Raw genomic sequence first — 25,393 nt, forward strand, 5'->3', positions numbered from 1 at the left:
CAAATTTGACTTTATTGGGGCCGCCTGATGGCTTCACTATGGATCACAAAATTCGAAATCGCCCATATAGTAAATCCATACCCTCATTACACTATATGTTGTGTTTGCTTGATGGGGGAAATGGATTCTATACCGCCGAAATAGAGGCTTGGTCCACGAATTCGAAACAATATCGCGCTGATTCCGAACGCTTCGAATCGCTGCGATGCGGCTCAATTCAAGCGGGAAAAACTTATGTGCCGGTTTTTGGGGGCGCCGACGCAACAGAGCTGCCCGCCCAAGCCAGATTGTCGCTGAGTTGTGCTAGAATGCTTATTGCATCCTTCAGCGGTGCGTCCCCGGTTTCAAACTGCAGCAACAGCAACAGGTCAGTGGCCTTTTCAAACTCGGCCGGAATCCAGTCTGCTTTGGGATCGATTTCGGTACCAGATTCTAACCTTTCGGCAAAATCCTCGACGATTTCCTGACAGCTTTGCAGGAAGGCCGCCGGTTCAATATCTGAGCTTTCGCGCAGATCGTTGTAAATGCTGGCGATGGCCGCAAGCCAGTCTTCAAGGATCGGATTGTCCAGGGGGGGCAGGGCGGCCTCTAGGCTTGCCTGCACAGTATTGCCGTCGGCCTCAGCGCCATCTGTCGAAGCCGCACCAGTAAGGTTCTCGAGATAAGGCATAAACTCTTCAGCCAGATCTTTTTGGGCGGCCTCAAGATCATGGCGACGGTGATCAGAGGCTATGTGCAAAACCTGTTCTGCCAAGTTCTGCCCGCCACAGGCTTCCCACAAAGCAAAGTCGGGTTCAGGCTCTTGTTCCATGGCCCGTACCGCTACCGGGGTGCCGATGGTCACAACCGCTCGAAACAAATCGCCCTTCTCCTTGTTCAGGCGTGCGACTACCCGATCCAGAGCATCCCGCACCGGAGGCAAATCGGCATGTGTTACAGCCAACAAGCTGTTATTGCGCAGCTTTTGAGGGACCTGCGACCACAAATGGCGTTCGGTTTCACGCCAGGCGTTGGTGCCATTGGTGCACCAGATCGCACAATCCACATAGTCGAGCAAATTTAGAGTCTGTTTGTAGGTATCATCCAGTGCACCGGCACCGGGCAGATCAAACAGCGAAATCTCCTGCAGGGCAGGGGTGTTCAACCCGACCGAGATGAAATCGGGTTCGTCCGCCGCTGCCTTTTCCAGCGCTATACCCGAATAGACTTTGGGTTCCTTGTCCCACCAACCAACGGTTGTCTCAGGCGTATCAGCATAGGCCACGATCACCAGGGGCAATTTCAGATGCTGCGGCCCGGTGGGCAGAATGTCTGCCCCCGCCAGCATGTTGGCAAGGCTGGACTTTCCGGCTCCAAACTCCCCGGCAAAACCAATGGAAACCGCGTTCGAAAGCCGCTCGGCATGGGCCAGCGCGCGGGCGCGCATATCATCCAGCTCTGCCGATGAGGGTGCATTTTCGGTGGCGGTCAGGAAACGCTCTAGCTGGCGCACTTCCTTCTCGGTTCCGGGGAATTCAATCATTCTGCGGCCTCTGCCTGTCGAGTGTCCACGGGTGCAGTTCCGTGCACCGCCCCTAGTTCATCGCTGATGCGCCGCGCTTGGTCAACCGCACGTTGCGCTTCGGCGCGCGCGTTCGACCCATCGGGGCCTGCGCGATGTTCCAGATGCCCGGCCAGCAGCGCCATATAATGGTCAAGAACGGTTTTCATCCGTTCGATCAGGTCGCTTCTGGCGGTATCTACAAGATCGTCTCCGATCATCTCAAACTCTTGAACGATCATCCGTTCGGCGCGGTTCAACACACTGCGACGCGATATCAGTCGCGACAGCCATGTCACACGCAACTCAACCGTAATGCCACGCGTCAGCGCGCTTGTATTTGGACGGAACCAACGCACCGCGCTGGTATTCATGCGATTGTCCACGGGCTCCTGCCATCCGGGCAAGGCGCGCAAAGCAGCATTGGTCTGCATATCGATTGCGTAAAGCTCACTAAGCATGCGCTGCCGCACCACCTGGGTCGCGCCCTGAACAAGCTCGCGCATCCGCTCACGCAGAGGCGTAAAGTTCAGCTCGGTATCTCCGTCCTTGGCCAGCAAAGGCGATTGCCCATCAGGGCCGCGCACAACGATCGAGACAGCCTCGGCGACGGTGTCATCCATAACACCTCGCAAATTGGCCAGTACATCGTCCATATCATTGGTGATGGCCTTGGATTTATCTTCAACTAGCGCGCGCAACTCAGAAAGCGTTTTGTTGTTTTCTTCGACATCCGCTGTGTCGGGACCATCCTTTTCTTCAATCGCACGAAGCCGCGCAGTGCTGCGCTCAAGCTCACCTTGGGCAAAACTGTTGAGGTGCTGCCACGCAATATTAAGCTGTTCTTGGCGCGGTCCTTCGGTCAGGGCTTTGGTCACATGACGGCGCAGATCGGGCAGGCCCGACGCGATCATCGCGGCAAATCGCAATACACCTTCGCGGCTGATGGGGCCGGGGCCTTGTTTGATCTCTTCGACGCCGTCAAGATATTGCTTCATCTGTTCGGGATGCGCCCGCAGCCACGCCAATATCTGATCATGGTCGATTCCGGTTTCATCCCCGGTCAGCGCATAATGGGCCCATTGGGCGCTGCCCATCAGAACGTCAATCTCCGAGTTGCCAAGCGCCTGTTCGAGCCCGTCCAATACGTCTGTGCGCACCTTGCCGGCATCTTCGGCGCCACCGCCCAACTCGTCCACGCGGTTGATGAAGACCACGATCTGACCAAGCTCTAGCGCTTGCATCAGGCGGAATAGCTTCAGATCGGCCCGCGACAACGCCTGATGCGCAGACAGCACGACGACGAAAAAGTCGGATTCCTTGAGATACTGGCGCGAGATCTCTTCACGGATCAGCAGCGGGTCATTGACACCGGGTGTGTCTGTGACTGTCACCGGATACGGAAAATGGCCAATGTCAAAATAGACCTCGGCCTTACGGGTGATGTCGCTGTAAAGGCCCCGATCTGAACCGGGGTCATACTGGTCTTCATCTGTCGGGTCATCCCCGGCACAGACATAGCGCGCCAGGTCATCCGAGGTCAGTTCATCCAGATCGTGATGCTCGCCAAGAAGGTGTTTGTAGCTTTCCCCCAAGCGTAGCTTGGCGCGGGTTTTCATTGCCTCGACCTGCTCTTCGATCATCTCGCGCTTGTAGCTGTCCTCTTCATCAGGGAACATGTTGCGCAACTCTTCACCTTCGGCGATCAGGGCCTGCCATTGGCGATTGTCGAAGAAATGAAACTCGGCACCCGACGTCCGACCGGACGGATGACCGAAATGCATGTCGGTGATCACTGTCGTCCATGGGTTCACGTCCGAGGGTAGATATTCTGCATGCCCGGTGAAACCGTTGATCAAGCGCGATTTTCCGGCCTTGATTTGACCTACGAATGCTATCGAAGGCTTGAGGTTCGACAAGTCGTCAACGATGCGCGAGATGAAGTGACGCGTTTCGTCATTGCTCGTCCCGTTCATGTCTTCTGCGATGCGAATAAGCTCGCGGCGGTTTAACTCACTCATAAGATTTACCCTGGTAACTCGTATTTTGTTTAACTTTGCAAAGTGGACACTATTTGGCAGGAACGCGGTTATTCAACGGCGCTATTCAATGTTTTCCATAGGTTGACGACAGCGCCCAGCTTGCGGGCGTCATGAACGGCGGCGGCGGTTTCCTGACCGTCGCACAAGATGGCGAGACCCGCGCCTTGTCCACCTGTCGGGCGAATGACGATCAGCTGTGGATCAGTTAAAGCATCGGAACCATCGGCCTGCCATCCCGCCAGATCCCGGGTGAATCGGGCCAATATATCCGTGTCCGGATGTGCGTCTTGGCCTTGCGCACACAACCCGTCAAATTGCATCTCGTCTTCAGTCGACCCAATCAGTATTCGACCTAATGCGAACCGATCCGCGCCCTCAAAGAATTTTCCGGCAATACTGGTGGCGCCTTGTGACGCAGTTTCTGGCTGGGCTTCTGGTTCTAAGGTCTGGTCGGAAACGATGGCCATGCGCGGCTCTTCGATTAGTTCAATCCGCGCGCAGGCCGCTTCGACCTCCGAAAAGGTAACCCCTACGTCATCAGCCTCAAGCGCCGTATCCGGGCGCAGAGAAACCAACTCAAGCGGGCCGGGTGCCGTTGCAATTTCCGACACCACTTGCGCCAGTCGTTCGATCAGTTTTTCGCGTGCTTCGGTTTCAAAATCCGGGACAGGGCCCGAAGCACAGCGGAATACGTCGGTGACCCGAGAGCTGTTGACTTCGATAGCCAAAGTTGCCCCGTCAGCCGCCGTAAATTCCAAACGCCGAGGCAAGATCGTGCCCCGGATGGCCCCCAGCACCTCATTCCGGCGTAACAGTGCGCTGCTACCCGATAGGTAGATTGCAGGCGATAAGCGCGCGATCGAAGTCCGCCCGATCCCTTCGAGCATATCCAGTATTTCACTATCCATCATGCGTGACCCCCTCTGGTCCCGTCTACACCGCGGCCGCCACCGGCCCGAGGCTGAGATGTGATTTCGTAAGCGCCAGCCCGACATTCGCGCTGTCGCGGCAGATATAGCATACCACGTGATCAGGATATTCTGTTGTCCTGAGAAAGATGTGCAGCCGGTCGTTTGAGAACACCGCGATTTCCCCAAATCCGGGGTGTTCAGTATCGTCGATTTTTGCCGCACGCAGGAGTTCTTCGAATCCCTTCATACCGCGTCCCTGAAACAGATTAGCTACTGCAAGTGCGAGATTTTCGAGCGCATCAGCGCTGTCTTGGTCCGCCGCGTCGACGCCCAATAACATGCCGGTCTCCATGTCGACATACCCGGCTGCGATGCAGTCGGGTATGGTTTCGATGGCCGAAGCCAGAGCAGAGTCAATCGACATTCAGATGCCCACCTTCGGGTTTAATCTAAATCGCATGCCACTCCGCTCCGCCGTTCTTGCGAGCCTCAGAAACGGCGCGCGGTATGTCTTGATTCCGCTTAGCGTCATGTTCCAACGCAATCTGGTCAAACTCGGACAAGAATGCTGCAAAGGCGCTTTTCAGGCCATTTGCATCGTCAGGCAGGTTCTCACGCGCCACGATTTCGCCCCACATTGCTGCAGCACTGAGTGGCGTTTCTATGAGGCGATCGCCCAAATCATCTGCCTTGTCATCGGCTGCATCTTCAATCTCTTCGGCAGCAGCTTCACCCACCATTGATACGACGCGGTTTGGAGCCAGCGCATTCGATTCGGGCTCCGGTTCATATTCGTCTGCCGAGTTTTCCGACTGTTCCGCCAACAGGGCCGTAATCGACGAAACCGATACTTCGATATCTGATGATTCTTCGGCGTCTTCCGACGGCTCTTGTTCGGTGTCCGCAGCTTCGACTGCTTCCGCTTCGTCCTCTTCTTCGCCCAAGACGATCAGTTCGGCATCTTCCTGCTCTTCCTCATCATCGTCATCCATGAAATCAAACTCATCCACGTCGGTGATGGGGTTTGCCAAGAGGTTCAAATCCAGCGGATCTTCCGTCTTGTCAGAGAACAAGGCACGTAAGTCTTCATCAGCAGGCTCCGCTTCGGTCGCCATTTCCGCGCGCATCCGCTCGGCTTCTTCTGCATCAATCCGCGCCTGTCCGGATTCCTCGGTGCGACGCTCCACGCGGGCAGGGCGTACCGGGAAACTTGTAACCACATCATTCTCGGCAGAGTCATCTTCCATCGGCGTGACAAGTTTCAGCGGTGCATCGCCAGAGGTTTTCTCGGGCCGCGATGGCTGAACTTTGGGTGCGTCTGACAGGGATTTGTCAATTTGATAGCGCGACAGCATATCCGCACGGCTGTCCATGATCTGCTCAGTGATCTCAAGGAAACTGTCGACCATCTTGCCGCCGCCGCTGCGTGACCACAACTCGGCGTCGCCGGTTTTGTCACGGGCCATGATGGCATCACGGGCCGAGAACAGGATCGTGCGATTGAACAAATGACCCGCTTCCCGATTTACACGGCGTAAGACCTTTTGACGGTCTTTCTGATTCAAGGCATCTGCGCGCGTCACCAATAGCAGCGACTTGTGCTGCAGACGTTCTGGCAGCGAAACCCAAGTGGCACGTTCAGTCTCCCGCCAAGCTTGGGTCGAGTGCGTGCACCACAACACACCATTGGCCTGGCCAACTGCGCGTTGCCAGACATCCGTCGAAATCTTCGGGTCCGAAATGCCGGGTGTGTCGATCAGGTCGACCGCCTCAAGAATGTCGGCTTCAAGGAAGATGCGAATGAACTGGGCGTCGTTGACACCAACCTGTTCAAGCTGATCCAATTCGATATTCTGCGTACTACCATCATGGCGTTTGATATAGGCGGGTCGATTGCCCCAGCTGAACCAGATCGGCGGCAGTTGCGTCGCTGTGACCTGCGTCGGCAGTGCCTGTTTGCGCAGCAGGAAATTCATCAACGTCGATTTGCCTGCACTGAATTCCCCCATGAGCGCAAACACAGGTTTGCGGCGGGACCACTGCTCGATGCGGTTCCAAGCCTTGGGAGAGACGAAGCGGGTTTGTGATTCTTTTACCATAACTCTTCTTATGCTGCTTCGTTACTAAGGTCTTTCAGGATATCGCCCAGAATATCGTCACGTGATTTCTGCGGCTTCTGCTCGGCCATCTGGGCCGCAGCCCTTTCAGGCGATTGCGAGATGCTGAGCAGCGTGTCCTTCTGTTCGGCAATAAAGTCGGTCAACGTGGCCCGCACGTTCTCTAAGACGGCGGCGATCTGGTTTTCCTCGATGTCTTTGGTGATCGAGTTCGCCTCGGACGCGATCAAACGCGTATAGTCTGCGGCATAAGCTTCAAACCCTTTGCGGCGTTGCCACCAACGTCGCCACCATGTGCTCTGCAGGTCCAGTGCGATTGTGCGGCCAATCCCTAATGGCGGGGGTACACGCGGCACGATCGGAGCTTCAATGTTGAATTCACCTAAGTGGTTGCCCAGCAGCTTCTGATACAGTGCCTCGACATCCGCTGCAGCAGCCGAATACAGAGCACCGGCATCCTTACGCATGGATCGGGCAAAGCTGAAATATGCCGCCTTCTGCAAGGTGCGCAGACCTGCCGGATCATATTGCCATGTACCCTGCTCACCATTCTGTTCCAGATGTGAGATCAGAGAATCCGTCGCACGTTTGACAAAATTTGCTTCTGCGGACGCAAGTCGCTCTAATACCTTGTCGCGAAGCTTGGTTGTCAGTTCCGAGGCTTTCTTTTCGTACTCAGCCGAAACCTTTGCGATCGCTTCTTCGGGCGACGCACCGTCCAGATCCCGAACGATACCGTCGGAGTTTGACAGCGTCTTGGCCACTGCAGTAGCCCGGATCTGGCTGGCGATGTTGCGCGCCCGATGGCGAACGCGATCCAAAAGACGCGTTCCTGCACCCTCAGCGATACGCTCATTCATGGCGAGCAGCAGATCAGGCAATCCTGATAGCGCCCAGATCTTATCCAGCGATGCAGCCTGATCGCCAAATCCAGCCGCCAGATAGAAGGTGTTCAACGCCTCGCGCGATTCCTCAGTTAGAATGTCCGGGTTTCCGGTTAGCGCAGCCTCGGCCCACAGAGCGCTGCCAAAAACAACGCTGGTGTTGGCGTCTATGTAGTTCTGTTTCAGTGTGTCTTGAATACGATCACGTATCTCAGGCACTTGATTGACCGGGTCTGACAATTCATCGATGCGGTTCACGAACAGGATGATCTGGCGGTTCTCGAACTGTGCGATGATCCGCATTAGCGCCATGTCCATCGTGGTCAGCGCCTGACTGGCAGCCAAAACAACAACACACACCTCTGATCCACGCAGGCTGCGTAGGGTGATTTGTTCGCGTACCATAAAGGTATCGTTCACACCTGGGGTATCGCAGAGCTTGAGCGAGATCGGATATTGCGGGATATCCATGAACAACTCGGCCGATTTAGTCACATCTGCGAAACGGCCCGTCTTGGGGTCGATATCCGGGTCATCCTCATCCCCGAGGCAGACATATCGCTGAATCAGTTCATCGTCGAAATAATCATACTGGTGGCTCTGACCGAGAATCAGGTCAAAGTGCTTCCCAAGCCGCTCTTCTGATTTGGCCTTCATCTCGCCGATTTGACGGCGAATATCGTCCATCTCATCATCGGCACCGGCTCGATTGGCCAACTCGCCCAGACGACCGCCGCCAACCATCAGATTGTCCCATTCTTCCTGCTCGAAGAATGTGAATTTGGAACGGGTGTCGCCTTCTGTGCGGGTGTTGATGTTCAGCGTTGTAACCACCGAGGTCCACGGGTTCACATCCGAAGGCAAAAGATTTGGCCGCCCGGCCAATATGTTCACGATCGAGGATTTGCCGGCCTTCACCTGCCCCACCATCGTGACACTGGCGGTAAAATTCTCCATTTTGGTCTTGAGCGCAGCCAGCCGTGCGGAAGACCGTGCATCCGCCACCTCTGTCAGTTGGTCGATCTGTGTCGTCAACGAGGTCATTGCCTCTGTCATCTCAGACAGGGACTCGTTTCCGACAGACAGAAGGTGGTCGTTACGCGCCATGGTCAGCCTCCGGTACCAGTTGCAGCGATGTGGTTCCCTGCCCCGTCAGGCAGGCTTGCAAGCGTGTCGATTCGTGCGATCAGGTCCAGCGCGTTGCCGAGGATTGCGGCCTCGGTTCGCGGTGAAATCGATTCATATGCGAAAGAATCAGCCAGAACTTCGATTGAACTGAAGCCTTCACCATTTTCCAAACAAGCCACACGGCGTCCGGTCGGAAAATCATCTGTTTTGTTGGCAGGCAGCGGCATGCGGGCATTAGCCAGCAAGTAGCGATTGCCCGAATGCGTACGAAGAGCGACGCCGAATCCTGTGCCAGGGTGCTGACGGTTCAGGGTTTTCAGTTCGCCAATAAAGCTTTCACGCGCAAGGCTGACAGCGTCTTGCTCGGAAGCAACGGATTTGATCTGGTTGGTCACGACAGAGACCCTTGTTCTGGAGTTGAGCAGAAACTCGCACGGTGCCAGAAGGCAAAAAGACTCATTAACTCCTGCGCCCAATCAATTACGATTACCGCGGTGTTATTTTGACGCGAATAGGATATTTTGGCGTTTGAAATGTGGCACAATTATGATGGCGTCTCATAGAAATACCTCAACCTATGAGAGTGTAAACCACGACGTTGACGAGTTGCCCAAGTTTTTATGGCTTTGATTGCTTGTTAAAAAGTCCGAGGTTCCGTGGCGTCAAGGATTTACATGCTGCTTCTTACTTTTTTGAAATATATAGAAATAATTTCTATTTCTGTGATCGAAGGAACCTCTGATTGAAATTCGATACGAAACCACTCACCTCAAGTTACACTTTTTGGAATGTGCTCCACACAAAGAAGTCTTTGAGCGACTCAACGTATGCGAGTTTAAGATAAAGAGAAAAATTGCGATAAATGTTCGCTAAATGGAAACAAAAAGAAGGACCAGAAAACGGGCCTTCACACAGGTGAAATTACGACCAAAACCAGCACCTGAGTACTGTTCGTGCTGAAAAGACTGGCCAAACCGCATTCTCACTGTCCAAGGCACGTTCTTTAACATTTGGCACATGCGAGTTCTGGTTAAACTTACTTGGGCAAAAGATTGTTTCCAGCGAGACGATAATAAACTGCCCTCTCGCTTGATTTTACCTCTCGCACTCATTCAAAAGCTTTGCTATTCAGCGCGTCGTCGCGGTGCTTCGGCATCGGGTTGCGGGTGTGGCGAAATTGGTAGACGCACCAGATTTAGGTTCTGGCGCCGCAAGGCGTGGGGGTTCAAGTCCCTCCACCCGCACCAACACGACTTCTTACCATCAATGTGACTTATCGCTGGCGAACTTACGCAGTTCAAACGCCGTAGCGGGCCATAAACATGTCGACGGCCTGCAATGCGACCTCGTCGATTTCGTTCTGGTCAAATCGATTTTGGATACCGAACGCCGCGCGGCCCCATAGTCGGACTTTGCACAGTTCAGAAAACTGCTCGGCCGCGATGTTGACGTCTTCAACCGCCAACTCACCTTTGCTAACTGCCTTGGTCAAATATTCGGCCATCTGGCGTTGGCCGTTCCTCGGTCCTGCTTCATAAAACGCTTTACCAAGCTCGGGGAATCGGTCGCGTTCGGCCACACATATGCGAAAGACCTGTTGCGCGAAGTCCGAGACGAGAAAAGCCGTAAGCTGAGTGGCTGCTATCGTCAGCACCTCGCGGGCTGGCTTGGTCTCATCGATCATCGACAGGATGCGCTCGGACATCAGGCGACATTCGGTCTGGGCAACCTCGGTGAACAACAGTCGCTTGTCGGGGAAATAGCTGTATAGCGTTGCCTTCGAAACACCCGCCGCACGCGCGATGTCATCGACGCTTGCACCTTCAAACCCATCCGCCATGAAAACCTCTCGGGCCCCACGTAACACCTGGTCGAATTTACGGCCTGTACGCAGGATGGTGGCGGCTTGGGTCATGGTGTCTCCGGATTGCGATATCCTGCAACACTATAAACCGTTCGGTTCAGTTTCAACGCTTTTCACTCCGATAGCGGTTTTGGCACAACGTTACGGCTTCAATCGTACCGCCGACCGTGCGTCAACCTTGCGAGCCAGACCAGCCATGTTAACACGTTGCCATGGTCGAGATATTTCTGCGCACTCTCCCCTTTTTCGCAATCATCGGCCTGGGGTTCTGGGCCGGACGCAGCCGGTTTTTCCCTCCCGAGGCGACAGCATATCTAACCAAGTTCGTGTTTTTCTTTGCTTTGTCGGCTATGCTATTTCGGTTTGCCGCCACCCTGCCCTTTGCCGAAATTTTCAACGGTCGGCTGGTGATCGGGTATCTGATCGGCACTGCTGGCGTCTATGCGCTGGCGACGGCTATCGCTTATCTCCGAGGGCTGGACATCCCCACCGCCGCGGTCGAGGCGCAATGTGCTGCTATTGGCAATGTTGGGTTTCTGGGCCTGCCCATGCTTGCGCTGTTATTCTCCGAAGCTGCCATAGGTCCAGTGATGTTGGTGCTGACAGTTGATCTGGTTGTGTTTTCCTCATTGATCGTGATCCTGATCAACGGTGGCCGCGATGGTCGGCTCAGCCTGGGGACGATGCGCCTGATCGGGATTGGCCTGCTGAGAAACCCCATGATCTTGTCAATCTCCGCCGGATTGCTCTGGTCTGCATTAAAAGCGCCTGTACCGGTGCCTCTGAATGATTTTCTGACGATTCTGGGCGGCGCTGCTACGCCAGGTGCGTTATTTGCCATCGGGGCATCACTGGCGGACAAATCGGCCGAGCGCATCCAGATCGCGGGTTGGTTAAGCTTTTGCAAGCTGGTGCTGCATCCGCTTTTCGTCGCACTAATGGTGATTTGGCTGATCCCGGTTGCCGCCTTTCCGGCGATGGTCGCAATCGCGGCGGCGTCTTTACCAGTAGCGGGCAATGTTTACATGCTGGCCGCGCACTACGGTGTGGCCCCGCAACGGGCATCTGCTGCCATCCTGTTATCTACCATCGCCAGCATTCTGACCGTCCCGCTGGCGATAGGATGGGTCAGCGGATTCTGATCTTCACCTTTTCGAAAAATGAGCTTTCCAGAGGTGGCTGCACTTTACGCCGACGCTGCAGAGCGTTAGCCATGGCCCGGACACAACGTAAGGATCAGCTTGATGGAAACCCTTTCGGAAAATGCCTGTTTTGGTGGTGTGCAGGGCGTTTATCGCCATGCTTCCTCGGCCTGCAAATGTGATATGACATTTGGCCTTTTTCTTCCAGCCGAAGCCAAGGACGGCCCCGTTCCTGTTCTGTGGTATCTGTCGGGCCTGACCTGCACCCATGAAAACGCCATGACGAAGGCGGGTGCCCAGGGTTGGGCGGCCGAACAGGGCATTGCGCTGGTGTTCCCCGACACTTCACCACGCGGCGAAGGCGTGGCAGATCACGAAGACTATGACCTTGGCCAAGGCGCAGGGTTCTATGTCAATGCCACGCAAGGCCCTTGGACGCCTCACTTCAACATGTGGGATTATATTGCCGAAGAGTTGCCGGCCCTTCTGGCCAAGAACTTTGCGATTGATCCTGATCGTCAGGCCATCACAGGACATTCGATGGGTGGGCATGGCGCATTGACGCTGGCGATGAACCTGCCCGGGCGTTACCGCTCTGTTTCGGCCTTCTCGCCGATCTCGAACCCGATGGGTGCGGATTGGGGCCGCAAGCAACTCAGCGCGTATCTGGGCGGTGATGAGGCCGCATGGGCCAAGCATGACGCGTCGGCGATGATGAAAAGCACAGGCTTTGACGGACCGATCCTGATCGACACCGGTGCAAACGATCAGTTTATGGATCTGTTGCGCCCGGAGGCACTGGCGCAGGCAATTGCCGAGCGTCGCCAGCAGGCCACCTATCGCCTGCAGCCCGGCTATGACCATTCCTACTATTTCGTGTCCACCTTTATGGAGGATCACATCACCTTCCACGCCGAAGCGCTGTATGGGGACTGAGGCATGAGCAAATATGACTATGACCTGATCATCATCGGCTCGGGCCCTTCAGGCCGGGCGGCGGCGATTCAGGCAGGCAAATTGCAGCGCCGGGTGCTGGTGATTGACCGCAAAGATCGTTTTGGTGGTGTCTCTGTTCATACCGGAACGATCCCATCGAAAACCTTGCGAGAGACGGTGCTGAACCTGTCAGGCTGGCGCGAGCGCAGTTTTTATGGGCGCTCCTACCGGGTCAAGGATCAGATCAGCGCCGAGGATCTGAAAGCACGGCTGCACATGACACTCGATCATGAGGTCGATGTGCTGGAGCATCAATTCAACCGCAACCATGTTGAAACGCTGAACGGGTTGGCGACGTTCACGGGTCCACACGAGATCGAGGTGGCTACGGATGCAGGCGAATCCACGCGTCTGACAGCAGCCAAATTCCTGATCGCCACCGGCACCAAGACCTACCGGCCAGATTACGTGCCTTTCAATGGCAAAACTGTCGTCGATGGGGATGATTTCCTTGAGATGGAGGAAATCCCGCGTTCGCTCTGCGTGATCGGTGCGGGCGTGATCGGCGTTGAATATGCAACCATGTTCTCGGCGCTTGATGTCCGGGTGACGTTGATCGAACCGCGCGAGACGTTTCTGGATTTCATCGACAAGACACTGATCCACGATTTCACGCATCAGATCCGTGAAAATGGCGTCGATCTGCGGTTGGGGGCAGCCGTCGAGAAAATTGAAGACGCCGGTAGCCATGTTGAGATCACGCTGGACAATGGGCGACACGTCCGGGCCGAGATGCTTCTGTTTGCAGCCGGGCGGATGGGGGCGACCTCGGCGCTGAACTTGGACGCGGTTGGCATTGAAACGGATCATCGCAATCGTATCAGTGTGGACCGCAAGACCTATCAGACCTCGGTGCCGCATATCTATGCCACCGGAGACGTCATCGGGCATCCGTCGTTGGCCTCAACTTCGTTGCAACAGGGACGGGTCGCGGCCTGTCATGCGCTGGAGACTCCAACCCTGCCGGAAAGCCCCTGGTATCCGTATGGGATCTACTCGGTCCCCGAAATCTCAACCTGCGGGATGTCCGAGGAAGAACTGCAGGAGCGTGGTATTCCCTACGAAGTGGGTGTGGCCCGGTTCCGCGAAACCTCGCGCGGGCACATCATGGGGTTGGAGCATGGCATGCTGAAGATGCTGTTCTCGCTCAAGACCCGCCGGGTCTTAGGGGTTCAGATTGTCGGCGAAGGCGCAACCGAGCTGATCCATATCGCGCAGGCGGTGCTGAACCTGAAAGGTACGGTGGACTACTTCGTGCAGAACACGTTCAACTATCCGACCCTTGCCGAAGCTTACAAAATCGCGGGGCTGGATGCCTTTAACCGGATGCCCATTCCGGACGAATTCAAGGTGCGCAAATCGACGCCAAAGGCAAAGTCAGCGCCAAAGGTCAAAGAGGCGTGACGACGCTTTACATCGATGGGGATGCCTGCCCGGTCAAGGCCGAGGCTGAACGGGTGGCAACCCGGCACAAGGTGCCGATGGTTCTGGTCTCAAACGGAGGGCTACGCCCCTCTGCCAACCCGTTGGTGCAGGTAGTGATCGTCGCCTCGGGAGCAGATGAGGCGGATAAGTGGATTGCCGAACGCTGCGGCACCGGCGATATTGTCGTTACCTCTGATATACCGCTGGCCGCCAAGTGTATTGAAGCCGAAGCACGTGTGCTTCGGCCCAGTGGCGAGGCTTTCACCGCGGCCAATATCGGTCAGCAATTGGCAATGCGCGATCTGATGGCGGACCTTCGCGCGGCAAACCCGCTGGGGACAGGTGGCGGAGGAAAACCATTTGGCAAAGCCGACCGGTCGCGTTTTCTAGATGCGCTTGAGCGCGAGATACGCGCTGCCCTTCGCAGGTAGTGCTCCCGCCGGTCAGAGACGCATCAAAGATGCATATCCTTCCGTTGGGCTGGGCAGCGCGTGCGGCGCTGCGGTTGGCGCTTGCATCTCTGACCTGCGCTTGGTTCAGTCGTTATGATTGAACTGGTATGGGATTAAGTCATGGCCATTGAAGCCGTCATCTTTGACATCGGAAATGTGCTGATCGAGTGGCAGCCCGAGCGCTATTATGATCGGGTAATCGGCGAGGATCGTCGTCGCGCCATGTTTGACGAGGTCGATCTGCATGGGATGAATGATCTGGTAGATCAGGGCCATCATTTCACGGATACAATTTACAATTGGGCGGATAAGTACCCGGAATGGCACGATGAAATCCGAATGTGGCATGACAACTGGATCGAACTGGCCGCGCCCGAGATCCCACATTCAGCGCGACTGCTGCGCGCGTTGCGGACCAAGAAGATCCCGGTTTTTGCCCTGACGAATTTTGGGGTTCAGAATTTTGACTATGCCACTACCGTTTATCCGTTTCTGAATGAGTTTGATCGTCAATATGTCTCGGGTCGGATGAAGACGGTCAAACCTCATATGCCAATTTACGAAATGGTTGAGGCCGATTGCGGCATCCCTCCCTCGGCGCTTTTGTTTGCAGATGACAGGATCGAGAATATCGAAACAGCAAGGGCGCGCGGATGGCAAACGCATCACTTCATCGATCCGCAGGGTTGGGCGGATCGATTGGTTTCTGAGGGGCTGCTGACCGCTGAAGAGGCCGCATAGCTCAGGCTGTCACGCCGGTTGGTGAGCGATTTTCGCGGATGGGCAGGTGAATGATGGCGCTGAACGCTCCGATAGCGACGCCGATCCACCAAACCATGGTGTAATCACCGAATTGGTCGTACATGCGCCCGCCTAACCAGATGCCCAGAAAACTGCCGATCTGATGGCTCAGGAATACGATCCCGTAGAGCGTGCCCATGTACCGCAGGCCATAGAGATGTGCGACAAGGCCAGATGTTAGCGGTACGGTCGCCAACCAGAGCGACCCCATCACAAGCGAGAATGCGATCACGGACAAGGGCGTGATTGGGAACACGATGAAGGCACCTGCGGCAAGCGTTCGGCCGGTGTAAACCGCCGCGAGCAGGTACTTCTTCGGAAAGTGATTTCCAGCCCATCCGGCCAAAAGGGTTCCGCCGATATTGGCCAACCCAATCAACGAAATCGCAATCGCCCCCAAGGCTGAAGTTGTGGTGATCCCCATCGAATGTAAGAGGCCTCCGGGTTGGATCGGGCCGCACATCTCGGTGACGAAGGCGGGGAAATGGGCTGTGACAAAGCCCAGTTGATAGCCACAACTGAAAAAGCCGATCGCAATCAGCGAATAAGACGGGTCGCGGAATGCCTTGGACAGGATCTGCCCCATACTCTCTTCTAGCTCCGTCCTGCTGACGGGCTGAGGCGCGCGCATGAATGGCAATGTCAGGATCAATGCAAGGATAGCCACCGCAAAGATCAGAAACACTTGCTGCCAGGGTAAGAAAGTCAGCAACCACTCCGCTGTGGGTGCGCCAATGACTTGCCCGAAACTGCCCGCTGCGGTGACAATCGCCAATGACATCGAGCGGTTCGCATCCGATGAGGCACGACCTACGACCGCAAGGACCACGCCAAACCCCGTCCCAGCGATCCCGAAACCCACGAGCCAGGCATACATCTGATGTTCAAACGGGGTAACGGACCATGCCGTCAGGACCATTCCCGCCGTATAGGTCAGAGCGCCCAGAATGATGGCGCGCCGATCCCCAATCTTTTCCGCAATGGCGCCAAAGATCGGCTGGCCGATCCCCCAAGCCAGGTTTTGTATGGCGATCGCCATCGAAAAATCGCTGCGTAGCCAGCCGAACTCATCCGCAATCGGTATCTGGAACACACCAAAAGAGGCGCGTACGGCAAAACTGACTGTAATTACGATGCAGCCGACGATCAGGATCGGGTTCAGCAAACGGGTGGATTGCGACATTAAGGCTCCGAAGATTGGTTCCAGCAGACGTTAGCGGTACAACTCGGCGCGTCAATTCAGGAGTTTTGTGACGCCAGTTCAGCAAAATTGATGTGTCTGGAAAAAAGGTTTCTTTTCAACACACGAAGCGATCGGTATGGCTCAACTCATGACGGATCTAATTTCACACTATGAAGATCTTATTGCTGATGGGACACTGACCCGGGACGACGCGCAAGAGGCTGTGCTGCCCCGGTTTGAGCGCATTCGGGCAGCCTTGGCCGAACCGGTTAAGCGTGGATTTTTCCGCAAAGCGCCGCCGCCACCCAAGGGTTTGTATCTTTGGGGAGGTGTTGGGCGCGGCAAGTCGATGTTGATGGACATGTTTGTCGAGACATTGGGTGAAATCCCAGTTCGACGGGTGCATTTTCATGCGTTCATGCAGGAAATCCATTCCGGTCTGCACAAGGCGCGTGAAGACGGCGTTGAGGACGCGCTGGTCCCTGTGGCCGATGCAGTCATCAAATCGGCGCGGGTGCTGGCCTTTGATGAGATGCAGATCGTCGATATCACCGACGCGATGATCGTGGGGCGGTTGTTTGATCTGCTCTACAAGGGTGGTGTCGTTATCGTTACGACTTCGAACAGACATCCGGATGATCTATATAAGGATGGGTTGAACCGGCAGCTTTTTCTGCCTTTCATTCAGCATATCAAAGAGCAACTGGAAGTGTGGGAGTTGGTTTCACCCACGGATTACCGGCAGAACCGACTTGAAGGCTCGCCGGTTTACTTCACCCCCATCGGGCCCGAAGCGCGGGAAAAGATTCGTGAGGTGTGGAATGATCTGTCGGGTGGACCGGCAGAAGAGCTGGCCCTTCAGGTGAAGGGTCGCGAAGTTGTCCTGCCCGCCTTTCGCAACGGCGTTGCACGGGCCTCGTTTTATGACCTCTGCGGACGAATGTTGGGTCCGGGAGACTACCTGGCCATCGCAGAAGCGCTGAAGGTATTGGTTCTTGAAGACATCCCGCGTTTGTCACGCAATAATTTCAATGAGGCCAAGCGCTTCGTCACCCTGATCGATGCGCTTTATGAGGCGAAAGTTCGGCTGATTTGTTCCGCCGCTGCCGAGCCCGAGATGCTCTATGTCGAAGGGGAAGGAACTTTTGAGTTTGAGCGTACGGCCTCGCGCCTGCGGGAGATGCAAGACAAGGATTGGGGCAGATAGGGGCTGCTGCCCTGGCGCAGAATCTTTTTCATCAGGCGGAGGATCAGGCGTTTTCTCTAAGGATGTTTCCCGCAAGATAAAGCGACCCGCAGATCAGAATGCGTGCATCAGGGGTTTGAGCGGTGATTGCGGCGAGCGCGTCTGTGACGCTGTCTGCTGTTGTGGCGGCCAGATTCACCTTAGCAGCAGCGGCGGCGGTTTCGTCTGCGCTCAGCGTATTCTGCTCACCCGGGATCGATACGGCCGTCAGGCTGTCTGCCCTTTGGGCCAATGGCGCGAGATAACCGGTGACATCTTTGGTATTCAGCATACCACAAATCAAATGCGTGGGACGTTCTGGTAGTAACACTAAAACCTCGGCCAAAGCAGTGCCTGCAGCCGCGTTGTGACCGCCATCCAACCACAACTCAGCCTGAGGGGCCTGCTCGACCAGAGGACCGGTTTTTAGCCGCTGCATGCGCGCGGGCCATTCGGCCTTGGCCACAGCGGCCTCGTAGGCATCATCGCCCATTTGCAGGTGGCGCAACGCAGCCAGAGCCGCGCCTGCATTTTCGATCTGATGAGCACCCAGTAGGTTTGGCATAGGCAGATCGCGCAAACCGGTTTCGTCCTGATAAATAAGGCGACCGTTCTCAGTATGAACATGCCAGTGCTGCCCGTGGACCATTAGCGGAGCGCCCAGACGGGCTGCGGTATATTCGATGACTTCCAGCGCCTCATCTTGCTGCGGGCCGACGATGCAGGGAACGCCCGGCTTGATGATTCCGGCTTTTTCAGCGGCGATCTTGCCCAAAGTGTCGCCCAGGAACTGCTCATGGTCGATCGAGACGGGGGTGATGACCGTCAACTCGGGCCGTTCGATCACGTTGGTGGCGTCCAGCCGCCCGCCCAGCCCGACTTCGAGCAGCGTATAGTCAGCTTTGGTGCGGGAAAATGCCAGCAGCGCGGCGCAGGTGGTGATTTCAAAATAGGTGATGTTCTCACCGCCATTGGTGGCATAGCACTCATCCAGCACGGCGGTAAGGTCGGGTTCGGAAATCAGCTCACCTGCCAGTCGGATTCGCTCGTGAAACCGGGCCAGATGAGGTGAGGTATAGGCATGGACTGCATGCCCTGCCCCTTCAAGCCCCGCCCGGATCATGGCCTGGGTCGAGCCCTTGCCATTGGTTCCAGCGATATGAATGACCGGAGGCAGCTTAACCTGAGGATTGTCTAGCACCGCCAGCAAACGCCATACCCTGTCCAAGGTCAGGTCGATGATCTTGGGGTGCAGCGCCATCATCCGGTCTAGGATGGCATCCGAAGATGGGGAGGTCATTTTTCGACCGCGTCCTCGGTGGGTGCCTCGGTTGGGGCTTCTTCCGGCTCGGGCGCAGGAAGGTCGCCTTTGACCGCAGGGGGCTGCTTCATCAGCATTCGGGTGATGGTGATCAGCTCATCCCGCATCTCGGTGCGTTTGGTCACTCGGTCGAGCATCCCGTGATCCAGCAGATATTCAGCGCGCTGGAATCCTTCGGGCAGTTTCTCACGAATGGTCTGTTCGATCACACGGGGTCCGGCGAAACAGATCAGGGCATTGGGTTCCGAAATATGAACGTCACCCAGCATCGCGTACGAGGCTGTAACGCCGCCTGTTGTCGGGTGGGTCAAGACAACAATATAGGGCAGGTTTGCTTCTTTGAGCATCTCCACTGCGACCGTCGTACGCGGCATTTGCATCAGGCTCAGAATGCCTTCCTGCATCCGCGCGCCACCGGCTGCCGAAAACAGGATCAGGGGCCGCTGTAGCCTAACAGCCTCCTGTGCTGCAGCAATGATGGCATTGCCTACATACATGCCCATCGATCCGCCCATGAACGAAAAATCCTGCGCGGCAGCCACGATCGGGGTACGGCCGATTTCGCCAACGGCGACCAGCATCGCTTCTTTCTCGCCGGTCTTTTTCTGGGCCGCCTTCATGCGGTCAGGGTATTTTTTCTGATCCCGAAACTGCAGGGGATCGTCTTTCGGTGCCGGGACATCAACCTCGGAAAAAATACCGCCATCAAACAGATGTTGGAACCGATCGCGCGGCGTGATTGCCATGTGATGGTCGCACTGGGTGCAGACATTCTGGTTTTCCGCCAATTCGCGGTGGAACAGCATGGTTCCACACTCATCACACTTGTGCCAAAGGTTTTCGGGCACTTCGCGGCGCGAGAAGATCGAATTGATCCGGGGGCGGACGTAGTTTGTGATCCAGTTCATGTCGGAACCTTGATAATGCGGCGTTGACGTCAAATAAGACGCAATGCCGGGAAATGCAATCAGCGCCTGAGGACCAATCTTGCGGTGAGCCACCCCACGATCATCAGCGCAAAGTCGACTAGCAACCAAGGTCGCAACGCTTCGGCGTCCGATGCCTCATAAGGAAGATGGAACAAGGCCAGGCCACCAAGGTTGTCGGGGAGCGAAATGACAAGCAGAGCCGCGATGTTATTGAAAAAATGCAGCGCAATGGCGGGGCCCAGCGTGCCCGCTCGCGCGGTCAGATCGGCGGTCAAAAGCCCAAATGTCAGCGCCCAGATGGCAATCAAGACCGCATTGTCTCCGACCGTCGCGGGGCTGTAGTGGCCAGCTGCGAACAAGATTGAAGGCAGACCCATCCAGATCAGCGGAGACCGAAACCGCGCGGCCAGGCCCTGTTGCATATAGCCTCGGAACAGGATTTCCTCGGCGCTGGTCTGAATCAGCACCGCAACAGCGGATAAGGGAAGCAGCAAAAGCCATTTGGTTAACGCGAGATTCGCCACCAATGGTGCACCAAGGTCATAGGGGGGGAGTATGAATATGACTGCACCCAGCAGAAGCAATGCGCGAACAACGCGCCAAAACTGCCAGATTGCGATGGATTGTTCGCCCAGGATCGAGGCAAGTGACCGGTGCTGAAATAATCGTGCCCCCAACGCCACGCCAATAGTGACAAAAATAAAGCTGGAGAGCACAATAAGGAGCGCTGTTGGCGACGATCCATTCAAGAATGTGACCGCCGATCCTGATGAGCCAAGACTGGCAACGATTGCGAACAAGATTGCATTGAGCGTGACCACAACCACTGAGACCAGCGCAAGACCAGCCAACAAGCGCCATATCTCGGGATATCTGCGGGCGGCACCTAGCAATTGCTGATGACTTGAATAGGCCCCCCGCCTTTCATTAGTGCTCATCGGATTGCTCAGCACTTACCGAAGGCAGGTCATCCCCAATTGGAGTGTTGGGGTCACGCAACCGCTCGGACACCGTGGACAGGTATCCGGCCACGGTTTCAAGCAGCCTCATCGCAACGCCCGCGTCACTTTCAATCACAGCACGCAATTCCTCCGCGCCGATCCGCAGGAACGAGCAATCCGTGAGGGCCACCAAATCCAATTGTCGCGGCTCATTGGTGATAATCGCAAGATCGCCGATAAGGCGCCCGGGTTCTACTATCGAGAGCGAACGCATTTCACCGTGTTCATTCAGCCAATTCAGGCTTGCCGAACCTGAAATACACAAATACGCCGCATCGGGAGCCTGGCCACGTGCGAAAATGGTTTGACCTGCCGCGACCTCGTACCATTGGGCCGAAAACGCCAGAAGACGCTGGTTACGCCCATCGACTCGTGAAAACAACTCGGTCGAAGAAATGATCTTGAGTTTCCGGCTCAGGTCGTCCGTCCCGGTGTCTTCAGCATCGGTGGACACGCGTGAGACACCATCGATGCGACCGTCCTTTATTTCAACAAACAAATCATAGGCTTCCGGATGGGCAAAATGATCCTCCATAAAGATCATAATCGAGTCGGGTAATAACTCGCGCAGCTTCAGACGGGTCCGCAGGCGGCTTTCAGAGTCGTGGCTGGCCAGTGCCTTGTCGAGTATCAGGATATCGGGGCGTTTGATCCCGGCACGAGAAAAGGCAGCACGCTCCTGAAACACTGTCGGAAGGTTGTTCCCACCTAACCCGGACGGCAGGTCGTAGATGATCGCGGCGGCCCTTCGGCGCAGCCCGGCCTCGTTCAGAACCTCCGCGACCAGATCTTCGATCTCTTCTGCATGAGCACCAGCCATGATGGATACCCGACCATACAGAGCGTTTTCCATTGCTGTCAGGCGGGGAACGTAGACGTCCGGTGACACCGGCACGAACATCGCACCCATAGCGCCCCGCAGCCGTTCGGCCTGACTGTGACGAATGGAAAGGATTTTGTCCTTGTACTCCTCAGGGAAACTCGGGCCGATTTGTTCAGCGGTCAGCATGAATGGGACGGTCAACAGCAGCGCACGTTCCTGATCGCCGATGGCTTCTTCGCCCTTGGTTTTGCGGCGCTCTTCGATATCGAGCAGACGGTGGTACATGTCTTTTGACATGCCAAGCCGCAAGAACAATGGGTGATCGGCCCCATCTCGCCCGAAAGTCTGGTTTAGGGTTTCCAGAACGGCCTGAGCGATGCTGAGCGCGTCATCATCAAGGCCATTGCCCGTAAGCAACGACAGAAACCGGTGGTCCCCCGCCAGAATGTCCGGCGCGATATCATGCGTCGGTGAAGCGAACAGCAGATTCCCGCCCAAGGGCACGGCGGGATTGAACTGGTCAGGATCGAACCGATAGACATACTTGTCCAACCCGCGCTCTTGCAGGCGTGTCGCAACGGTATCTCGCAGATCGACTATTTCTTTCGCCAGCACCGGGTGTACTTCCGGGTCGAACTGAGAGCGCAAAGTGCGCCGGAACATAAATTCATCAATGCCCATCGCTTCGACAAGCTGGAACCACCAATCGCGAATATCCTCGATGTCATCAAGACCCGCGAGGCTTGGATCGATCCATTCATCGGACAGTGAATCGGGTGGGTTCCCGGCGCGCACGGCTTCGATCTGGCGGCGTGAGGGGGCCTGCAATGCACCACTTTCGTGTTGAGGATGCGTGCGCAGCGGCATTAGCAGGTTATCACCCAATGTTCCGTCGAACAGGTAAGGGCGTGAATAGGCATAGCCGATCCGCGCCGCAATCACCGCCTGATGCAGGCTGTTGAGGTTGTGGCCAGCCATCAGAACCTCGCCTTGAACCGGCAGCACTTCGCGCGTCAGCAACTGCGCAAGCGCACTGCGTTCCGAAGCGTGTTTCGACTGAATCGCAACCCGAGCGCCTTGGGGAATGGTAAGATCAATATCCTCAAGTATGGTCTTGCCGTCATCATCACGAACGGTCACGTTGCGCAGTTCGATATCGCCGGTTAGGTGCGGGATTGCCTCGGGGACGCCCTCAAACAACTGTTCGGGTATCATATTCGATGGGGCAAACCGTTCGGTCACAATTTCCCAGCGCAGTGACATGTCCTGTACCTGGTTGTAGTAGGTCAGAAGATCCTTCCAAGGGCCGCTGAGGTCTTTATATGCACCCAACGCGGCGACCAATGCGCCCACTGTCACCTCGCCCGTGATCGCCAGATAGCCGCCTACTGAATAGAATAGGAAGGGTGTCATCTGAGTGATCAGATTGTTGAGGAACTTCATGAAGAACTTCTTGTTGTAGATCTTAAAGCGGATCTCGAACAAGGTTCCTAGCCGATGGCTGAATTGCGCCAGACGATAGCGCCAGCCGCCATTGGTGCGCAGATCGCTGATACCAGCAGCACTTTCGCCAATCTCAGAGCTCAGCCGCCTGACCTCCTGAATGCGATCCTTGTTCAGAAGGTTGATCTGACGCTGCAATTTGGGAATCAGCCAAGCCTGCAAAGGGATCAATGCAATACTGGCCAGACCAAACCACACGCTTTGCATGAAAAGAAACGTGACGATCGTCATCATCTGGCCGAACTGAAAAACGGGCTGCGCGATGGCATCTCCCATCAACCCGCCCATGGGTTCGGCCTCGGACGTGATCATCGATACCAGTTCACCTTGGCTGGTGGTGGCGAAATAGGATTTGGGAAAGCGCATCGAGCGGCTGATCAATGTAAAGCGAAGGCGACGCAACATCCGCTCGGCGAGAATGCCTTTCATGGTATTGATGCGCATTTTCATCACGCCACTGGCGATGACAGTTGCCAAAAAGGCAAAGCACAGAATCAGCAGGTACTGCACCTGTGTCACGGTGATACCGAGTACTGTCACGGTGTCTGCGGGCGCACCAATCGCGTCGTTGATGATCTGCTTAGGAAGCTCCAACGAAGCGTAAAGGAACGGAAATGACAGAACGGTCAGCAACAGCAGGACCAATTGCTGCTTTTTCGAATGCTTCCATATGAATGAAAATAGGGTGGGTTCCATTCCCCTGCCTCATGATGAGCCTGTATGATCCGGGACAAATGCCGATTGCCCGAGCGCCGACGGTAAGCCTCGGCCCGAGCTATTGCAAGAATGGCGGCTCTTTGCGACGCAGAAACCAGCTGGATAGGAGATCACATTTAGGAATCGGGAAGATTTATCCGCTAATCAAGTAAGACTGGTTTGTCCCCTGCCCCGACTTTGACTAAAGAGGGGCTGTCTTGAAAGATGGGGCGATGGGCAGAATACTGGATCGATATATTCAACTAAAGGCTCTGGGGCGCTGGCAGCGTGCCGCGCAGCAGTCTGACCACCTCGCACTGCCTGAGCTTCGCCGCCAACGTGATGACGCCCGGCGGTTGCGCGGCAAACTTGAACAAGCAATTCAAAAAGCTGATGCTCGACTGATCCAACCCTTGATTGGGGCGACGCAGTTTCCAAAACCCCTGGGAACGGATTGGTCGTGGCGACCGGACCTGTGGCGGACGCCACTAATCCGCAAAGGTATAGCCTCGGCCCCGCGCAAGGCGCGGATGGATGGGCAGATCATCCTGTTTCACGATTGCAGCCAGGTCGAGATCGGGCTGCAGCAAATCCGAAATCGGCGAGACAAGGATTTGGCGCCTTTCAGTCTGGCCGTTGAGGTATTTGATTTTCAGGGATCTTTCCTGTCGCTCTCCGTTGATCTGCCCACGGATGCCGCCATAAATCTGTCCCGCCAGCATCTGATGCGGGTCGACACTCTGGTTGAGTGCGAGCGTTCTACCGTTGTCTTTGCCCGCCTGAACATTCAGCATGGCCCTAATACCGAGCAGGTTCTGCGCGAACTTGATCTTTCAACACCTGCGGCGACTGTAGATTTTGATCTGGCCCATCTGAACGTGAATGAGCGTCGAATTGAAAAACTCTGGCTGGATCTGATCATTGATCAACCCGCGATGAACCGTGTGGTGTTTCGTGACCTGACATTCTGCCGTTACCACCGGGCCGATCTGTAAAAGGGTACTCAATGTCTCATACCACCCTGACACCAATCCGCTTCGAAAACGGCCTGTGGGAAGGCCATTTGACCAGCGAAAGCCCCCCTCAGATCGAGGTGCTGTTTCTTGGTGAGCCCGTGAATGATGTTGAGTTGGAACCAGCAACGGATGGCTGGGCCTTGCGCATCCCAGTGCCGCCCGCCGCCCTGTCGGAAGGTGTCCATACTGTCGTGATTCACGATGGAACAACAGGCCATAAGCTGGGGGATTTCACCATCATCGCCGGCTCACCCGCCGCAGATGATCTGAGGGCCGAAGTCGCTTTGTTGCGCGCCGAGTTGGACATGTTAAAGCGTGCGTTCCGCCGCTCTCAGGCATCTCAAAGCGAAACCTGACCACAGTACTGATAGGATTGTCCCTATCTTTTCAGGTC

The 25,393-nt window shown here is 55.8% G+C and carries 21 protein-coding genes and 1 tRNA gene; 9 read left to right on the forward strand and 13 right to left on the reverse strand.

Annotated features, from left to right (window positions below):
* Window positions 1–232: 232 nt before the first annotated feature.
* The 7 genes from ACR0EN_RS07395 to ACR0EN_RS07425 form a co-directional block, all read right to left on the reverse strand.
* Window positions 233–1,522 (reverse strand): dynamin family protein, encoded by a 1,290-nt coding sequence (locus ACR0EN_RS07395; protein ID WP_480585965.1) that lies wholly within the window; start codon window positions 1,520–1,522, stop codon window positions 233–235.
* Window positions 1,519–3,561, reverse strand: a complete 2,043-nt coding sequence (locus tag ACR0EN_RS07400; protein ID WP_170407302.1) for a dynamin family protein — start codon at window positions 3,559–3,561, stop codon at window positions 1,519–1,521. The genes ACR0EN_RS07395 and ACR0EN_RS07400 overlap by 4 nt, the downstream gene beginning before the upstream one ends.
* Before the next feature lie 68 nt (window positions 3,562–3,629).
* Entirely contained in the window at window positions 3,630–4,493 is an 864-nt protein-coding gene (locus tag ACR0EN_RS07405; RefSeq protein ID WP_170407298.1) for a hypothetical protein, read from the reverse strand.
* A 22-nt stretch (window positions 4,494–4,515) separates the two neighbouring features.
* Window positions 4,516–4,917, reverse strand: coding sequence for a hypothetical protein (locus ACR0EN_RS07410; protein WP_170511880.1), 402 nt, complete (start codon window positions 4,915–4,917; stop codon window positions 4,516–4,518).
* A gap of 25 nt (window positions 4,918–4,942) precedes the next feature.
* Complete coding sequence (locus tag ACR0EN_RS07415; RefSeq protein ID WP_170393927.1) at window positions 4,943–6,592, reverse strand: dynamin family protein; 1,650 nt, start codon at window positions 6,590–6,592, stop codon at window positions 4,943–4,945.
* A gap of 8 nt (window positions 6,593–6,600) precedes the next feature.
* Entirely contained in the window at window positions 6,601–8,601 is a 2,001-nt protein-coding gene (locus ACR0EN_RS07420) for a dynamin family protein (protein WP_480585968.1), read from the reverse strand.
* A gap of 2 nt (window positions 8,602–8,603) precedes the next feature.
* Window positions 8,604–9,017, reverse strand: coding sequence for a hypothetical protein (locus tag ACR0EN_RS07425; protein ID WP_170393931.1), 414 nt, complete (start codon window positions 9,015–9,017; stop codon window positions 8,604–8,606).
* Between the two features lie 767 nt (window positions 9,018–9,784).
* On the opposite strand from ACR0EN_RS07425, the gene ACR0EN_RS07430 reads away from it, so the two are divergent.
* Window positions 9,785–9,869 (forward strand) — tRNA-Leu (locus ACR0EN_RS07430).
* Window positions 9,870–9,919: 50 nt separating this feature from the next.
* Here ACR0EN_RS07430 and ACR0EN_RS07435 read toward each other — a convergent pair.
* Window positions 9,920–10,537, reverse strand: a complete 618-nt coding sequence (locus ACR0EN_RS07435) for a TetR/AcrR family transcriptional regulator (RefSeq protein ID WP_170407287.1) — start codon at window positions 10,535–10,537, stop codon at window positions 9,920–9,922.
* Window positions 10,538–10,698: 161 nt separating this feature from the next.
* Between ACR0EN_RS07435 and ACR0EN_RS07440 the strand changes: the two genes are divergently transcribed.
* From ACR0EN_RS07440 to ACR0EN_RS07460, 5 genes are all read left to right on the forward strand, one after another.
* Window positions 10,699–11,628, forward strand: coding sequence for an AEC family transporter (locus ACR0EN_RS07440; protein ID WP_170509273.1), 930 nt, complete (start codon window positions 10,699–10,701; stop codon window positions 11,626–11,628).
* Window positions 11,629–11,730: 102 nt separating this feature from the next.
* Complete coding sequence (fghA, locus tag ACR0EN_RS07445) at window positions 11,731–12,564, forward strand: S-formylglutathione hydrolase (protein WP_170818327.1); 834 nt, start codon at window positions 11,731–11,733, stop codon at window positions 12,562–12,564.
* A gap of 3 nt (window positions 12,565–12,567) precedes the next feature.
* A complete protein-coding gene (gene sthA, locus ACR0EN_RS07450; protein WP_170393939.1) occupies window positions 12,568–14,028 on the forward strand; it encodes a Si-specific NAD(P)(+) transhydrogenase in 1,461 nt (486 codons plus the stop codon).
* Window positions 14,025–14,480 carry a YaiI/YqxD family protein gene (locus tag ACR0EN_RS07455; RefSeq protein WP_170393941.1) on the forward strand — a complete coding sequence of 152 codons (456 nt, stop codon included), beginning with the start codon at window positions 14,025–14,027 and terminating at the stop codon, window positions 14,478–14,480. The genes sthA and ACR0EN_RS07455 overlap by 4 nt, the downstream gene beginning before the upstream one ends.
* 141 nt (window positions 14,481–14,621) lie before the next feature.
* Window positions 14,622–15,242 (forward strand): HAD family hydrolase, encoded by a 621-nt coding sequence (locus ACR0EN_RS07460; protein ID WP_170393944.1) that lies wholly within the window; start codon window positions 14,622–14,624, stop codon window positions 15,240–15,242.
* Between the two features lies 1 nt (window position 15,243).
* Here the strand turns inward: ACR0EN_RS07460 and ACR0EN_RS07465 are convergent, their stop codons facing one another.
* Window positions 15,244–16,485, reverse strand: coding sequence for an MFS transporter (locus ACR0EN_RS07465; RefSeq protein WP_170596567.1), 1,242 nt, complete (start codon window positions 16,483–16,485; stop codon window positions 15,244–15,246).
* Window positions 16,486–16,633: 148 nt separating this feature from the next.
* Between ACR0EN_RS07465 and zapE the strand changes: the two genes are divergently transcribed.
* Window positions 16,634–17,692: a cell division protein ZapE gene (zapE, locus tag ACR0EN_RS07470; protein WP_170465594.1), complete on the forward strand. Its 1,059-nt coding sequence runs from the start codon at window positions 16,634–16,636 to the stop codon at window positions 17,690–17,692.
* A 43-nt stretch (window positions 17,693–17,735) separates the two neighbouring features.
* Here zapE and ACR0EN_RS07475 read toward each other — a convergent pair whose 3' ends face one another.
* From ACR0EN_RS07475 to ACR0EN_RS07490, 4 genes are read right to left on the reverse strand one after another with little or no spacing between them, the layout of a single operon-like run.
* Window positions 17,736–19,010 (reverse strand): bifunctional folylpolyglutamate synthase/dihydrofolate synthase, encoded by a 1,275-nt coding sequence (locus tag ACR0EN_RS07475; protein ID WP_480585971.1) that lies wholly within the window; start codon window positions 19,008–19,010, stop codon window positions 17,736–17,738.
* Complete coding sequence (accD, locus tag ACR0EN_RS07480) at window positions 19,007–19,939, reverse strand: acetyl-CoA carboxylase, carboxyltransferase subunit beta (RefSeq protein WP_170393952.1); 933 nt, start codon at window positions 19,937–19,939, stop codon at window positions 19,007–19,009. Before accD ends, ACR0EN_RS07475 begins: the two co-directional genes overlap by 4 nt.
* Window positions 19,940–19,998: 59 nt before the next feature.
* On the reverse strand, window positions 19,999–20,898 hold the full coding sequence (locus ACR0EN_RS07485; RefSeq protein WP_170818321.1) for a type II CAAX endopeptidase family protein: 900 nt from the start codon (window positions 20,896–20,898) through the stop codon (window positions 19,999–20,001).
* A complete protein-coding gene (locus tag ACR0EN_RS07490; RefSeq protein WP_170407253.1) occupies window positions 20,888–23,983 on the reverse strand; it encodes an ABC transporter transmembrane domain-containing protein in 3,096 nt (1,031 codons plus the stop codon). The genes ACR0EN_RS07485 and ACR0EN_RS07490 overlap by 11 nt, the downstream gene beginning before the upstream one ends.
* Window positions 23,984–24,216: 233 nt before the next feature.
* On the opposite strand from ACR0EN_RS07490, the gene ACR0EN_RS07495 reads away from it, so the two are divergent.
* Window positions 24,217–24,978 carry a DUF6478 family protein gene (locus tag ACR0EN_RS07495; protein ID WP_480585975.1) on the forward strand — a complete coding sequence of 254 codons (762 nt, stop codon included), beginning with the start codon at window positions 24,217–24,219 and terminating at the stop codon, window positions 24,976–24,978.
* Window positions 24,979–24,989: 11 nt separating this feature from the next.
* Window positions 24,990–25,355, forward strand: a complete 366-nt coding sequence (locus ACR0EN_RS07500; protein ID WP_170422713.1) for a hypothetical protein — start codon at window positions 24,990–24,992, stop codon at window positions 25,353–25,355.
* The last annotated feature ends 38 nt before the right edge of the window (window positions 25,356–25,393 follow it).

It is taken from the genome of Ruegeria sp. AB7 (assembly GCF_056542625.1).

Coding starts and splice junctions, on each gene's coding strand:
- ACR0EN_RS07395 (WP_480585965.1), bottom strand. CDS start 1,522: ATGATTGAATTCCCCGGAACCGAGAAGGAAGTGCGCCAGCTAGAGCGT.
- ACR0EN_RS07400 (WP_170407302.1), bottom strand. CDS start 3,561: ATGAGTGAGTTAAACCGCCGCGAGCTTATTCGCATCGCAGAAGACATG.
- ACR0EN_RS07405 (WP_170407298.1), bottom strand. CDS start 4,493: ATGATGGATAGTGAAATACTGGATATGCTCGAAGGGATCGGGCGGACT.
- ACR0EN_RS07410 (WP_170511880.1), bottom strand. CDS start 4,917: ATGTCGATTGACTCTGCTCTGGCTTCGGCCATCGAAACCATACCCGAC.
- ACR0EN_RS07415 (WP_170393927.1), bottom strand. CDS start 6,592: ATGGTAAAAGAATCACAAACCCGCTTCGTCTCTCCCAAGGCTTGGAAC.
- ACR0EN_RS07420 (WP_480585968.1), bottom strand. CDS start 8,601: ATGGCGCGTAACGACCACCTTCTGTCTGTCGGAAACGAGTCCCTGTCT.
- ACR0EN_RS07435 (WP_170407287.1), bottom strand. CDS start 10,537: ATGACCCAAGCCGCCACCATCCTGCGTACAGGCCGTAAATTCGACCAG.
- ACR0EN_RS07440 (WP_170509273.1), top strand. CDS start 10,699: ATGGTCGAGATATTTCTGCGCACTCTCCCCTTTTTCGCAATCATCGGC.
- fghA (WP_170818327.1), top strand. CDS start 11,731: ATGGAAACCCTTTCGGAAAATGCCTGTTTTGGTGGTGTGCAGGGCGTT.
- sthA (WP_170393939.1), top strand. CDS start 12,568: ATGAGCAAATATGACTATGACCTGATCATCATCGGCTCGGGCCCTTCA.
- ACR0EN_RS07460 (WP_170393944.1), top strand. CDS start 14,622: ATGGCCATTGAAGCCGTCATCTTTGACATCGGAAATGTGCTGATCGAG.
- ACR0EN_RS07465 (WP_170596567.1), bottom strand. CDS start 16,485: ATGTCGCAATCCACCCGTTTGCTGAACCCGATCCTGATCGTCGGCTGC.
- zapE (WP_170465594.1), top strand. CDS start 16,634: ATGACGGATCTAATTTCACACTATGAAGATCTTATTGCTGATGGGACA.
- ACR0EN_RS07475 (WP_480585971.1), bottom strand. CDS start 19,010: ATGACCTCCCCATCTTCGGATGCCATCCTAGACCGGATGATGGCGCTG.
- accD (WP_170393952.1), bottom strand. CDS start 19,939: ATGAACTGGATCACAAACTACGTCCGCCCCCGGATCAATTCGATCTTC.
- ACR0EN_RS07485 (WP_170818321.1), bottom strand. CDS start 20,898: ATGAGCACTAATGAAAGGCGGGGGGCCTATTCAAGTCATCAGCAATTG.
- ACR0EN_RS07490 (WP_170407253.1), bottom strand. CDS start 23,983: ATGGAACCCACCCTATTTTCATTCATATGGAAGCATTCGAAAAAGCAG.
- ACR0EN_RS07495 (WP_480585975.1), top strand. CDS start 24,217: ATGGGCAGAATACTGGATCGATATATTCAACTAAAGGCTCTGGGGCGC.
- ACR0EN_RS07500 (WP_170422713.1), top strand. CDS start 24,990: ATGTCTCATACCACCCTGACACCAATCCGCTTCGAAAACGGCCTGTGG.